General features: G+C 62.0%; 14 protein-coding genes. 9 read left to right on the forward strand and 5 right to left on the reverse strand.

What is annotated here, in order from left to right; all coding sequences use genetic code 11:
• Window positions 1–108: 108 nt before the first annotated feature.
• Window positions 109–690 (forward strand): DUF1349 domain-containing protein, encoded by a 582-nt coding sequence (locus tag MOV63_RS21240; RefSeq protein WP_247036578.1) that lies wholly within the window; start codon window positions 109–111, stop codon window positions 688–690.
• Window positions 691–713: 23 nt separating this feature from the next.
• On the opposite strand, the gene MOV63_RS21245 is transcribed toward MOV63_RS21240, so the two are convergent.
• The 4 genes from MOV63_RS21245 to MOV63_RS21260 all read right to left on the reverse strand — a co-directional run bounded on the left by MOV63_RS21245 (window position 714) and on the right by MOV63_RS21260 (window position 3,529).
• Window positions 714–1,079: a tRNA-binding protein gene (locus MOV63_RS21245; protein ID WP_247036580.1), complete on the reverse strand. Its 366-nt coding sequence runs from the start codon at window positions 1,077–1,079 to the stop codon at window positions 714–716.
• A 10-nt stretch (window positions 1,080–1,089) separates the two neighbouring features.
• Window positions 1,090–1,908, reverse strand: coding sequence for a pyrroline-5-carboxylate reductase (proC, locus tag MOV63_RS21250; RefSeq protein WP_247036582.1), 819 nt, complete (start codon window positions 1,906–1,908; stop codon window positions 1,090–1,092).
• A complete protein-coding gene (locus MOV63_RS21255; protein ID WP_038544200.1) occupies window positions 1,908–2,408 on the reverse strand; it encodes a YbjN domain-containing protein in 501 nt (166 codons plus the stop codon). The genes proC and MOV63_RS21255 overlap by 1 nt, the downstream gene beginning before the upstream one ends.
• Before the next feature lie 866 nt (window positions 2,409–3,274).
• Window positions 3,275–3,529, reverse strand: a complete 255-nt coding sequence (locus tag MOV63_RS21260) for an accessory factor UbiK family protein (RefSeq protein ID WP_007758074.1) — start codon at window positions 3,527–3,529, stop codon at window positions 3,275–3,277.
• Between the two features lie 219 nt (window positions 3,530–3,748).
• Between MOV63_RS21260 and lgt the strand changes: the two genes are divergently transcribed.
• From lgt to MOV63_RS21300, 8 genes are all read left to right on the forward strand, one after another.
• Window positions 3,749–4,573, forward strand: a complete 825-nt coding sequence (gene lgt / locus MOV63_RS21265; RefSeq protein WP_405029362.1) for a prolipoprotein diacylglyceryl transferase — start codon at window positions 3,749–3,751, stop codon at window positions 4,571–4,573.
• A gap of 14 nt (window positions 4,574–4,587) precedes the next feature.
• Window positions 4,588–5,688 carry a class I SAM-dependent methyltransferase gene (locus MOV63_RS21270; RefSeq protein WP_247036586.1) on the forward strand — a complete coding sequence of 367 codons (1,101 nt, stop codon included), beginning with the start codon at window positions 4,588–4,590 and terminating at the stop codon, window positions 5,686–5,688.
• Between the two features lie 132 nt (window positions 5,689–5,820).
• Window positions 5,821–6,615 carry a peptidoglycan editing factor PgeF gene (gene pgeF / locus MOV63_RS21275; protein ID WP_247036588.1) on the forward strand — a complete coding sequence of 265 codons (795 nt, stop codon included), beginning with the start codon at window positions 5,821–5,823 and terminating at the stop codon, window positions 6,613–6,615.
• A gap of 1 nt (window position 6,616) precedes the next feature.
• Window positions 6,617–7,768: a Xaa-Pro peptidase family protein gene (locus MOV63_RS21280; RefSeq protein ID WP_247036590.1), complete on the forward strand. Its 1,152-nt coding sequence runs from the start codon at window positions 6,617–6,619 to the stop codon at window positions 7,766–7,768.
• Window positions 7,769–7,849: 81 nt separating this feature from the next.
• Window positions 7,850–8,629 (forward strand): hypothetical protein, encoded by a 780-nt coding sequence (locus MOV63_RS21285; protein ID WP_247036592.1) that lies wholly within the window; start codon window positions 7,850–7,852, stop codon window positions 8,627–8,629.
• Between the two features lie 174 nt (window positions 8,630–8,803).
• The gene (locus MOV63_RS21290) at window positions 8,804–9,736 is read left to right on the forward strand and encodes a ribose-phosphate pyrophosphokinase (protein ID WP_038544209.1); all 933 of its coding nucleotides are present in this window, start codon (window positions 8,804–8,806) and stop codon (window positions 9,734–9,736) included.
• 63 nt (window positions 9,737–9,799) lie between these two features.
• Window positions 9,800–10,237, forward strand: a complete 438-nt coding sequence (locus MOV63_RS21295) for a hypothetical protein (protein ID WP_247036595.1) — start codon at window positions 9,800–9,802, stop codon at window positions 10,235–10,237.
• Window positions 10,238–10,351: 114 nt separating this feature from the next.
• Entirely contained in the window at window positions 10,352–10,609 is a 258-nt protein-coding gene (locus tag MOV63_RS21300; RefSeq protein WP_038544211.1) for a hypothetical protein, read from the forward strand.
• Window positions 10,610–10,615: 6 nt separating this feature from the next.
• On the opposite strand, the gene MOV63_RS21305 is transcribed toward MOV63_RS21300, so the two are convergent.
• Window positions 10,616–12,679, reverse strand: a complete 2,064-nt coding sequence (locus tag MOV63_RS21305) for a bifunctional diguanylate cyclase/phosphodiesterase (RefSeq protein ID WP_247036597.1) — start codon at window positions 12,677–12,679, stop codon at window positions 10,616–10,618.
• Between the last annotated feature and the right edge of the window lie 113 nt (window positions 12,680–12,792).

Here is a 12,792-nt window from a genome sequence, read left to right on the forward strand (position 1 = left end):
CCGCGACATCGCCCGCGCCCATGGCGGCAACGTCACCCTCGCCGACAGCCCCCGCGGCGGCTTGCGCGCCGTCGTGCGCGTTCCCGCCTGATCGTTGACGAGGAACCGATGCCGATCGACCTTTCCGAGATGTCCTGGCTGAACCCGCCGCCCGAAAGCCGCAAGCAGGATGGCCGATTGATTACCCGCTCCGGCCTGGAAACCGATTTCTGGCAGGGCACCTATTACGGCTTTCATCGCGACAGCGGTCACTTCCTCTACCGGAGCCGAAAGGGCGACTTCACCGCCGAAACCTCCTTCGTCGGGAGGTACGAGGCGCTCTACGATCAGGCCGGGCTGATGATCCGTCATGACGAAAAACACTGGATGAAATGCGGCATCGAATTCACCGATGGCGCCCGCCATTTCAGCGTCGTGGTGACCAACGGCCACTCCGACTGGTCCGCCTTCCGGCTCACCGACGATTTCGAGGAAATTTCCGTCCGCGTCACCCGCATGGGCGACGCCCTCTTTGTCCAGTACCGAACCGGCACACAGCCCGACTGGCGCATGGCGCGGCTCGCTTTCTTCCCACCCGAACTCACCGACCTCTCCGTCGGCATGACCTTCTGCTCGCCGCAACGCGAAGGTTTCGAGGTGGAGTTCCGGTCGTTCAGCCTCGGCGACGTCGAGAGCCGCGATATCCACTGACGATATGCGGATCAGCGCCCGGGCTACATCAGCTTCCGGCCGTTCGGCACCGGCTGTTCGACGGCGGCAAGCACGATTGCACCGTTTTCGTCCTCGAATCCGAGGGTCAGTACTTCCGAGCGGAACGGCCCGATCTGCCGCGGCGGAAAATTGACGACGCCGAGCACCTGCCGTCCGACAAGCGTTTCCGGGGTATAATGCACGGTGATCTGCGCCGAGGATTTCTTGATGCCGATCTCCGGGCCGAAATCGATCTTCAGCTTGAAGGCTGGCTTGCGGGCTTCCGGAAACGGCTCGACCTCGATGATCGTGCCGACGCGGATGTCCACCTTTTCGAAGTCACTGAAAGTGATCTTCTCGAAGTCGGAATAGGTGATGTCCTCAGCCATTCGAACTCACTCAGGCGCCGAGTTCTTCGGCTCTGTCGCGGGCAGCCGCGATCGCCTTGTCGAACAGCGGCTGCATGCCGTCGTCGGCCATCAGCACGGCAAGTGCCGCAGCCGTCGTGCCGTTCGGCGAGGTGACGTTCTGGCGAAGCCTGGAAGCGTCGTCCGGGGACTGGTAGAGGAGCTCACCAGCCCCCGAGACAGTTTCCCGCGCAAGCCGCATGGCGAGGTCCGCCGGCAGGCCCGCTTTTCGGCCCGCTTCCGCCATGCACTCCACGAGATAGAACACATAGGCCGGGCCGCTGCCCGAAACGGCGGTCACGGCGTCGATATCCGCTTCGCTCGAAACCCATTCCACCGGTCCGCTGACCTTGAGCAAGGATTGCACCGCTTCGCGCTGGGCTTCGGTGACCTTGGGATTGGCATAGGCGCCGGTAACGCCGCGGCCGATCATGGCGGGCGTATTCGGCATGGCACGCACCATGGCGGATTCGCCGAGATGCTTTTCGAGATAGGCGAGCGTCTTGCCGGCCGCAACCGAAACGACGACCGTGCCGGAACCGACGACCGGCTTCAAGGGCGGCAGGACGGCATCCATCAGCTGCGGTTTGACCGCGAGAAACAGGATATCCGCGGACGCACCGTCGGGCAGCGCGGTAAAGTGATGCGCACCGGCCTCGGACATCATCGTTTTCATCGCATCGGAAGGCGATGGGTCGATGACCGTCACGGACGCGCCGGGCACGCCCTTTTTCAGCCAGCCGGACAGCATGGCGCCGCCCATATTGCCGGCGCCGACCAGAATGATGGATCCCAACTGACCAGAGGCCATCAGCACTCGCCCACGGTTTCGAACAGAACGGCTTCCATGGCGGCCTTCGCCTCCATGCCCGACCATACGACAAACTGGAACGCCTGATAATAGGATTCGCAGGCATCGAGCGCACTCGAAAGCAGCACTTCGACCTGCTGGTTGTTGGGTTCGGCGCCGCCGGCCAACAGCAGCGACTGCCGGAAGATGACCACGTCTTCCTGGCGCCATACGTCGAAATGGCCCATCAATACCTGGCCGTTGACGTGGCTCAGCAGGCGGATGACCTCGTTGACGCGAGCGTCGGGGATCTTGATGTCGAAAGCGCAGGCGAGATGCAGCGCTTCGAACTCCTCCATCCAGGAGAAGGAAACATGGTAGTCCGTCCAGCGGCCTTCCACGGTCATGGCGATCTCGTCTTCACCCGACCGTTCGAACGTCCAGTCGTTCGAGGCAGCAACGAATTCGATCATATCGACCGGATTCGACTGGCGTTCGATTTCCATTTCCATAAGCGTCATGCGGCACCTTCTTGACCGGAATGAATGCGAATTCGTGCGGTAAAACGCCAAAAACACGCGAACACTAACCGGGAACAACACTGTCGATGATCGTCCGACGCTTCCAGAATAACGCAGTCACCCTGTCTGGAGCTTACCAAGCCGTTTCGAATCATCCTTTAAAATCAGTGTACCTAGACGGAGTCCGGCTGCCAGCCCCTCCATCGGTTTTTACATGGGCAAAACTTGAAACATGGTTCGCAGCGGAGATCAGAACCGAGTCATAAGCGACTCTGGACGCTGGCTTTTTTGACAGTGTCCACAGGGTGTCACTTTTTTGTTTCAACACCTGCGCCCGCGCCGAAAATCTGTTCGGCACGGTTCGATCGGAGAGCCCACACGAATGCGGAACCTCATAGTAAAATAATAATATGGCTCCGCATTCGCGTGGCCTTCGGCGTCTTGTCGGGGCTTCCGGCCCCTACAGGTGATCATCTCGCCTCGCTGCGTGGCTTTATTCGCGCCCGTCCTTTCGGGACAGGCCTGCCACTTGCACGGCTCAACCGAACCGGACATGGCTGTCCGGGGGAGGCTTGATAGGAAGGCTTGCCTTTCAGCGCACCCTCCATGGCTTTCACCTCTTCCACCATCGCCGCACGTTACGGTTCTGATGAAAGCGCCGGCTCCCGCCTGCCCGCGAACGTCTCGCGAAACACTCCGGCGACGGAAGCAAGCGGATTGTAGGCAGGGCTTGGAGGGGCGGGGAAGGTATTGGGTACGCCCTTTTCCTCTCCCCATGGGAGGAGAAAAGAAAAACAGCATCTTAGCTGACGAGCTAAGTGCTAGATTTTACGCAAGAGAGGCAGATCGTCCCCGGGAAACGCAGATCACTGCCCCGAAAGCTTGGCTTCCAGCGCTTCGATCCGCGCCTTCAGCGCTTCGTTTTCGTCGCGGGCGCGGGCTGCCATTTCGCGGACGGCCTCGAATTCCTCGCGCTTGACGATATCCATGCTGTTGAGGAACCGCTCGGCCTGGGCGTGAAATGCGGTTTCGACCTCCTTGCGCACCCCTTGGGCAGCGCCAGCGGCATCGGTCATCAGCCGCGCGAAGTCGTCGAGAATGCGGTTCGTGCCGGTTGCCATGGTTCTGAACTCCCATATCGTCTGGCCGGCAATCCGGCCGGCGAATGTCCATAGGGTTCAAGTAGGGCCTGTGCGGGCCGCTTGCAAGCATCATCCACCGTTCGCATGAGCACTCGCTTAGATTCACCTTGACCGTCGATGGCCGCAACGCCATGTTCCGCGCAATGCCGTTAGGTTGGACCCTGTAATTTGTACGAAGCGCTTCATCTTTTCGCTCTGATGCCGTTCCCGAACATCGATCCGGTGGCCTTCTCCATCGGCCCGCTCGCCATCCATTGGTATGGGCTCGCCTATGTCGCCGGCATCATGCTCGGCTGGTTTTATGCGCGTCGGCTGGCTGCCAACGCTTCCCTGTGGAGAGACGGCCAGTCGCCGATTACGGCTGCCCAGCTCGACGACTTTCTCGTCTGGGTCGCGGCCGGCATCGTGCTTGGCGGCCGCATCGGTTATATCCTCTTCTACGACATGGCGGCCGTGGCCGCGAATCCCATCCGCGCGATCGAGATCTGGAACGGCGGCATGTCCTTCCATGGCGGCTTCATCGGCGCAACGATCGCGATGATCATCTTCGCCCGCCGCAATGCCATTCCGGTCTGGAGCATGTTCGACACGGTCGCAGCCGTCGTGCCTTTCGGCCTGTTCTTCGGCCGCATCGCCAATTTCATCAACGGCGAACTCTGGGGACGTCTCAGCAGCGCGCCCTGGGCGGTCGTCTTCCCGACCGGCGGCCCGTTCGCGCGCCATCCGAGCCAGCTCTATGAAGCAGGCCTCGAAGGCATCGTGCTGGTACTCGTCCTCGCCCTGCTGATGTTCCGTTTCAAGGCGCTGAAAGTCCCTGGCACCATCGCCGGCACCTTCGTCGTCGGTTACGCGCTCTGCCGTATTTTTGTGGAATTTTTCCGCGAGCCGGATGCGCAGCTCGGTTATCTGCTCGGCACTAATTGGCTGACCATGGGCATGGTTCTGTCGCTGCCGATGATCGCAGCAGGCCTTTGGGCCATTGTCCGGGCCCGCGCGGCGGCAACGTCCGCGGCGAAAGCTTGAGGGAGGCACACCCGGTGAGCACTCCCCTCACAGAGAAGATCAAGACCCTGATCCGCACCAACGGCCCGATCAGCGTCACCGACTATTTCGCGCTGTGCCTCGCCGATCCGGAATACGGCTATTATCGCACCCGCGAGCCTTTCGGCCGTCACGGTGATTTCATCACCGCGCCGGAGATCAGCCAGTTGTTCGGCGAGATGATCGGCGTCTTCATGGTGCACGCCTGGCAGCAGCACGGAACGCCCACGGGCGTCCGGCTGGTGGAGATCGGCCCCGGCCGCGGCACGATGATGACCGACATGCTGCGGGTGATCAAACGCATCGCGCCGCGCTTTTTCGAAGACCTGCACGTGCATCTGGTCGAGACCAGCGAGCGTTTGCGCGGCGTCCAGCGCATCACGCTCGAGGCTTTCTCGACCAAGATTTCCTGGCATGACAGTTTCGAGGAAGTCCCCGAAGGTTTCACGCTGATCGCCGCCAACGAATTGTTCGACGCGATCCCGATCCGCCAGTTCGTCAAGACGCCGACCGGTTTTCGCGAACGTCTCGTCGGCCTTAACGCCGAAGATGAACTCGGCTTTGCCGCCGGCGTCGCGACGCTCGACCCGCAGCTCCTTTCCTCGCCCCTCGCCGGCATTCCCGACGGCACGATCTTCGAACTGTCGCCGGCCCGCCAGGCGGTGATGCTGACGCTGTGCGAACGCTTGAGGACCTTCGGTGGCACGGCTCTGATCATCGACTACGGCCATCTGGTCACCGGTTTCGGCGATACGCTGCAAGCCATCCGCCACCATGACTACGATCCGCCGCTCGAAAATCCCGGCGAAGCGGATCTCACCAGTCATGTCGACTTCGAGGACCTCGCACGCATTGCCGTTTCCACGGGCGTGCACTTGAACGGCGGCTTGCACCAGGGTGATTTCCTGTTCGGCCTCGGCCTTGCCGAGCGGGCGACCGCGCTTGCCAAGGACAAGGAGCCGACCGAACAGCGCCTGATCGCCGCCGCCGTCGATCGGCTTGCCGGCGAAGGTGCCGGCAAGATGGGCGAACTCTTCAAAGTCATCGCGGTATCGAGCCCGGCATTGAAGCTGATGCCGTTCCGGGCGGTGGAGTGAACAGCGGCCGTCAATTCATCAACCGATTGACATCCGCCCTTTTCTTGCGCCACTCTCGCCCTAAATCGAAGCAGCGGGCACGCCTTGAGAGAAGCCCAAAACCTCTTCAAATCAACGGGATAGATAACACCGATGCGGGACAGACCCTTGCCGGAGCCGATCGAGAGCCCCCTGTTGAACGACAGGGCCGGCGCCCGTGTTCGTCACGGTTTCTTCACCCGCAAGGGCGGCGTTTCCGAAGGTTTGTACGCCGGTCTCAACGTCGGCATCGGCTCTGACGACGACCGCGAGAAGGTGATCGAGAACCGCAACCGGGTGGCCTCCTGGTTCGGCCTGCCCGTCGAAAAGCTGGCGACCGTCCACCAGGTCCATTCGCCCGACGTCTTCGTCGTCGACGAGACCTATGCCGGCGAACGGCCGAAGGTCGACGCGATGGTGACGAGTGTGCCGGGCGTGGCACTCGGCGTGCTTGCTGCCGACTGCGGCCCGATCCTGTTTGCCGACGGCGAGAACGGCGTGATCGGTGCCGCCCATGCCGGCTGGAAGGGTGCGCTGACCGGCGTGCTCGAAAACACCATCGAGGCAATGATCTCGCTGGGCGCCGCGCGGGAAAACATCACCGCGGTCCTCGGCCCCTCGATCGGCCCGGCGAGCTACGAGGTCGGCCCGGAATTTGTCGAGCGGTTCCTGGGCTACGACCCGTCCTATGAGGCCTTCTTCACATCGTCATCGAATACGGGGCATTCTATGTTCGACCTGCCCTCGCTGACCATAAGGCGGCTGAGGGCTGCCGGGGTGCGGGCAGAAAGCCTCGGCCTCGATACCTATCCGGATGCGGAACGGTTCTATTCCTACCGCCGCACCACCCACGCCAAAGAGCCGGATTACGGCCGTCAGATTTCAGCAATCGCACTTCAGGAGAATTGATATGGCCCTGCATTTCGAGAGGAGCGAATACGCCGACCGGCTGACGCGGCTGACGGAGAAGATGCGCGCCGACAAGCTGGATGCGCTTTTGATCTTCGCCCAGGAAAGCATGTACTGGCTAACCGGCTACGACACGTTCGGCTACTGCTTTTTCCAGACCCTGATCGTCAAGGCGGACGGCAGCATGACACTGCTCACCCGCTCCGCCGACCTGCGCCAGGCCCGCCACACCTCGATCGTCGAGAACATCGTCGTCTGGGTCGACCGGGTGAATGCCGATCCGACCCTCGACCTCAAGAACCTGTTGAGCGACATGGACCTGCTCGGCGCCAGGATCGGCGTCGAATACGATACCCACGGCATGACCGGCCGCATCGCCCGCCTCCTCGATAACCAACTCGCCACCTTCGGCCAGATCAGCGACGCCTCCTACCTGGTCAGCGCACTGCGCCTGGTCAAAAGCCCGGCGGAAATCGCCTTTGCACGCCGCGCTGCCGAGCTTGCCGACGATGCGCTCGATGCAGCGCTGCCACTGATCAGGGCCGGCGGCGGCGAGGCGGAAATCCTCGCCGCAATGCAGGGCGCCGTCTTTCTCGGCGGCGGTGACTACCCCGCCAACGAGTTCATCATCGGCTCCGGCGCCGATGCCCTGCTCTGCCGCTACAAGGCCGGGCGCCGCAAGCTCGACGCGACCGACCAGCTGACGCTCGAATGGGCGGGAACAGCTGCGCATTACCATGCGGCGATGATGCGCACGGTCGTTGTCGGCGAACCGTCGCCTCGCCACCGCGAACTCTACAAGGCCTGCCTCGAAACCATCAAGGCGATCGAGGAAGTGCTGCGCCCCGGTCAGACATTCGGCGATGTCTTCGACACCCATGCCCGCATCCTCGACGAACGCGGCCTGTCGCGCCACCGCCTCAACGCCTGCGGTTATTCGCTCGGCGCGCGCTTCTCGCCCTCCTGGATGGAGCACCAGATGTTCCATTTCGGCAATCCTCAGGAGATTTTGCCGGACATGACGCTGTTCGTGCACATGATCATCATGGATTCCGACAGCGGCGCGGCGATGACCCTCGGCCACACCTACCTGACGACCGAAGGCGATCCGCAGCCACTTTCCCGCCATGCTTTGGAGCTCATTCAGCGCTGAATGCTCAAAAAATCAGGCAATTGACAGTTTGGGAAAGCAAACTCTAAGCTCCTGCCGAGGAATCTGTGGCGGGAGACGGGTATGCGGCCTTTCGGAACACTGCTGTCCGCTGCCCTGCTGGCGGTTGCGCTTGCCTCCTGCAACACCACGGAAGCGTTGACGCCACAGACGAATGTCGGCGGCGGGGCCGCCCGAACCTCTTCGCCCGTTACCCAGGCCGAAACCGACCGCATGGCCCGCTCGGCACAGCCGGAAACCTATAACAGCAGCGGCGGCTATCAATCCGGACCCCAGAGCACGCTCGAAGCGCAGGCCCGGGCGCTGGAATCCGGCAGCGCCGTCTCGCCCTCCTCCTCCGGCCAGCCGCCGCAATGGGAGGGCCAGGGGAGCCAGGGCCAGCAGCAGACCATGCAGCAGCCTCAGGCGCAGCAGCCGACCGCGGCACCCCAGCAACAACAATCCCGTCAGCAGCAGAGCGCCTCATTGCCGCCCGTATCCGGTCCGACGGTCCGCTTCCTGCCGATTATCGGCGCCCCGGTCCAGGCGGTGACGCCGCTGTCCCGCCAGCTCGGTGCTCAGGCCCGCGCCAACGGACTGACGATCCGGCCGTCGAGCGACAACAGTACCGAGCATATCCTGAAAGGTTATTTCTCCGCCTTTTCCGACAGCGGCAAGGTCACCATCGTTTATGTCTGGGACATTCTTGACAGTTCCGGCGCCCGGCTGCACCGCATGCAGGGCCAGGAGAGCGTGCCCGGCAGCGGCCAGGATCCCTGGGCCGCGGTTCCGGCTTCGACCATGGAGACCATCGCCGCCAAGACGATCCAGGACTATGTGGCCTGGCGCCAATCCCAAGGCTGATCGATCCGGCTTTGGCTATCTTGGGGCAATCGCGGCGGCCGATTCTTACTGAACCTCAAAAGCCACTGGTCACAGTTTCTTCATAAAAAAGGGTGAGCGGGCGCGAAACGCACTTGCATTCGAAGGCGGCGGCGGTAAAAGGCCCGCATCCAGCTTCAAAACAGGCGGACCGCAATGAAGGTTTTCGCAGGCAATTCGAACCGGCATCTCGCCGACGCGATCTGCAGCTATCTTAATGTTCCAGTCGGAAAAGCCAGCGTTAGGCGATTTGCAGACCAGGAAATCTTCGTTGAAATTCAGGAGAACGTGCGCGGCGAGGATGTCTTCATCATCCAGTCCACGTCCTTCCCGACCAACGATCACCTGATGGAACTGCTGATCATGATCGATGCGTTCCGCCGGTCGTCGGCCAAGCGCATCACGGCGGTCCTGCCGTATTTCGGTTACGCCCGTCAGGACCGCAAGGCCGGCCCGCGCACCCCGATCTCGGCAAAGCTCGTCGCCAACCTGATCACCGAGGCCGGCGCCGACCGCGTCCTGACGCTCGACCTGCATGCCGGGCAGATCCAGGGCTTTTTCGACATCCCGACCGACAATCTCTTTGCGGTGCCGGTGCTCGCGCGAGACGTCAAGGAACACTACGACCTCAACAACGTCATGGTCGTCTCGCCCGATGTCGGCGGCGTTGTTCGCGCCAGAGCGCTCGCCAAGCGCATCGACTGTCAGCTGGCAATCGTCGACAAGCGCCGCGAACGGGCTGGCGAATCCGAGGTGATGAACGTCATCGGCGAAGTCGACGGCAAGGACTGCCTGCTGATCGACGATATCGTCGATTCCGGCGGCACGCTCTGCAACGCGGCTGAAGCGCTTCTCAAGAACGGCGCTACCAGCGTCACCGCCTACATCACCCACGGCGTGCTGTCGGGCGGCGCGGTTGCGCGTATCGGCGCCTCCAAACTCAAGGAACTGGTGATCACCGACTCGATCCAGCCGACCACGGCGGTCCAGTCGGCGCACAATATCCGGGTCATCACCACCGCCAACCTGCTCGGCGAGGCGATCAACCGCACGGCAATGGAATCCTCCGTCTCCAGCCTGTTCGACTGACCTTCTTCTGTCACAAGTATTTGGATAGACTCGCCTTCGAACACAAACGGAGGGTGAGTCGCGATGATTTCCTTTATCGGCCTCTCGAAGAGACTGGCCATTTTCCTTCTAATTCCGTTGCTGTCGGCCTGCGTCGACGGCGGTAGCAGGCCGGGCGGCTACTATCCGCCGGAACGGCCGCGGCCGGACTGGAACCGTCCTCAGAGGCCTGATCGCCCCGACTGGGATCGTCCGCAGCGGCCCGACCGTCCGGATTGGAACCAACCCGGCAGGCCCGGTCGTCCGGACCGGCCGGATCGCCCGGATCGCCCGGACTGGAACCAGCCAGGCCGTCCTGGTCGCCCGGATCGCCCCGGAAGGCCCGAGCAGCCCGGCTTCTGCACACGCGAATACCGTCCCGTCTGCGGCCAGCAGGGCGGACGCACCCAGACTTTCTCGAACGCCTGCGAGGCGGCAAATGCCGGCTTCAGCGTCGTGGCTTCCGGTGAGTGCCGCCGCTAAGCGGCTTTGCTGAAGCCTCCAAAATCGTCGACGGAAAACGCCGGAACCCTGGTTCCGGCGTTTTGCTTTGTGCCAAGGCTTCGGTTAGAAGGCGCTCCGAAGAAGGAGACAAAGATGGCCGCACGCGACCGCTATTCCCGAAAACTCGAATGTTCCCAATGCGGCAATGTCGGTTTCGCCGAGGTTTCCGAGACCGACGACAGGCGGCAGGGCAATCGCGATTTCCGCATTGATGAATTGCCGAAAGGCTTCATCACCGAATTCGCGTCGACCGATCCACGCAAATACATGATCCGTTGCGGCCAGTGCGGCCACAAGTTCCGTTTCGAGCAGAAGACGGTCTATGCACCGGGGGGCGAACCCCGACGCTGACGCAAGTCAGGCGACCTTGGCAACCACCGGGGTGCTCTCGTCCCGGGCTTCACCATTGACGATATGTTCGATCCCGGCCCGCGGACCGGGCTTGCCGAACAGATAGCCCTGGACCTGCATGCAGCCTTCTTTGCGCAGGAAGGCGATATGCGCATCGGTCTCCACCCCTTCGGCCAGCACCGGGATGTGGAGGCTGGAGGCAAGGATCAACGTCGAGCGCACGATCGCCGCCGACTGTTCGTTGTTGGAAAGCCCGTCGACGAAGGTTCGGTCGATCTTGATCTTGTCGAACGGGAAGGACATCAGCGTCGAAAGCGACGAATAACCGGTGCCGTAGTCGTCCATGGCGATCTTGACGCCGAGGCTCTTCAGATGGCGAACGATCTGAAGCGCCCGCTGATGGTCGCCGATGATGCCAGATTCGGTGATCTCGAGCTCCAGCCGGTCGGCACTGAGCCCCGTCTCGTTGAGGATATCGCGAACCTTGGTCGGAAATCTCGGATCGGCGAGCTGCTGGGCAGCGACGTTGACGGCAATGCCGAACGGATTTTTCCACGTCGCCGCCTCCAGGCAGGCGCTCCGGAGCACCCATTCGCCAAGCTCGACGATGAAGCCGGTGCGCTCTGCGATCGGGATGAATTCGCCGGGATTGACCAGGCCGCGTGCCGGATGGTTCCAGCGCAGCAGGACCTCGAAACCGACCACCTCTTCGGAGAACGTATCGTTTTGTCGCTGATAGTAGAGTTCGAACTGCCCGGCCACGAGACCGGAACGCATGTCCATGGCAAGTAAGTTGCGTTCGCGGGCGGCCTGGTCCATCGACGAATCGTAGAAGCACACCATGCTGTCGCCGGATTGCTTGGCGCGATACATGGCCACATCCGCCTGCGCCACGAGATCGTCGATCGTCTTTGCTTCTCCAGGATAGAGCGCGATACCGACGCTTGAGCCGACTGTGAGCGTATTCCCGTTCCATTCGATCGGCTTGCAGATTTCGGCAAGCAGCCGATTGGCAAGCGTCATCGCGTCGGAGCGCTTATAGTACAGGTGCTTCAGCGCTACGAATTCGTCGCCGCCGACACGGGCGATGAATTCGCCCTCGCCGACCGCCTGGGCAAGCCTGCTGCCGATCCTGCGCAAGACCTCGTCGCCGGCCGCATGGCCGTGGACGTCGTTGACCTCCTTGAAGCGATTGAGATCGAAGGAAAGTACCGCGATGCGGGACGCAAGGTCGGCCGGACGCATGGCGATATCGGCGAGTTGCTCGTTGAAGGCGGCGCGATTGGCAAGCCCCGTCAGCGCATCGTGCAGGGAAAGGCGGCGATACTGTTCGACGGCGGCCTGGGTCGTGCGGGCGTCGATCAGGTAGGTGGCCGCCGTCAGCGCCAGCAGGATCAGCATCAGCGACAATACGCCGAAGCCGAGCACGACCGGCGGAACGACCTCGTTCTGCATCACGGCGCGGGGGTCGAGGACGACATCGATCGCGCCCATTGCGGTGAAATGGGTCGTGGCGATCGCCAGGATCATCGCCAGCACGGAACTGTATTTGCAGAAATGCGTCACCGGACGCACGACGCGATTGGTCGTCAACACCCCGAATAGACCTGCAAAGATCAGCGAGGCAATGACGTAGCGGCGATCCCAGTCGATGCTGCCCTGCACCTCATAAGCGGCCATGCCCGTGTAATGCATCGCAGCGATGCCGAGCCCCATCACCATCCCGCCGGCCTCGGCAAGCAGGGACCGGCCGCCGTAACTTGCGACACTCAACCCGATCGTGGCCGTGGCGACCGCGATCATGAACGAAAGAAGCGTTTGAGCTGGTTCATATCCCGCCTGCCCGCCGGATAGATAACCGAGCATGGCCAGAAAATGCGTCGTCCAGGTGGTCGATCCCCCCATGAAGCCCGCGAGGAAAAGCCAGATGACCTTCTCTATCCCGCTCCCCCTCCGGGCGCGGGAAAAAAGCCGGATGGTCAGGAAGGAGCCGATCACGCAGATCAACACCGCGGAAGCGATATACCGAAGATCGTGCTCAATGAAGATGCAGGAGAGAACGCGAAACATGAATGCCTGTTACTTTTCAACGGGTTTTGTCGAGAAGCTTTAGCATTGAAACATGTCTGAACCGTTCCTTTGAATGGTAAATGCCGGCTGACTGGCAAAAGCAAAGCCGGCAT

The sequence above is a fragment of the Neorhizobium sp. SHOUNA12A genome (assembly GCF_023006505.1).
Lineage (GTDB): Bacteria > Pseudomonadota > Alphaproteobacteria > Rhizobiales > Rhizobiaceae > Neorhizobium.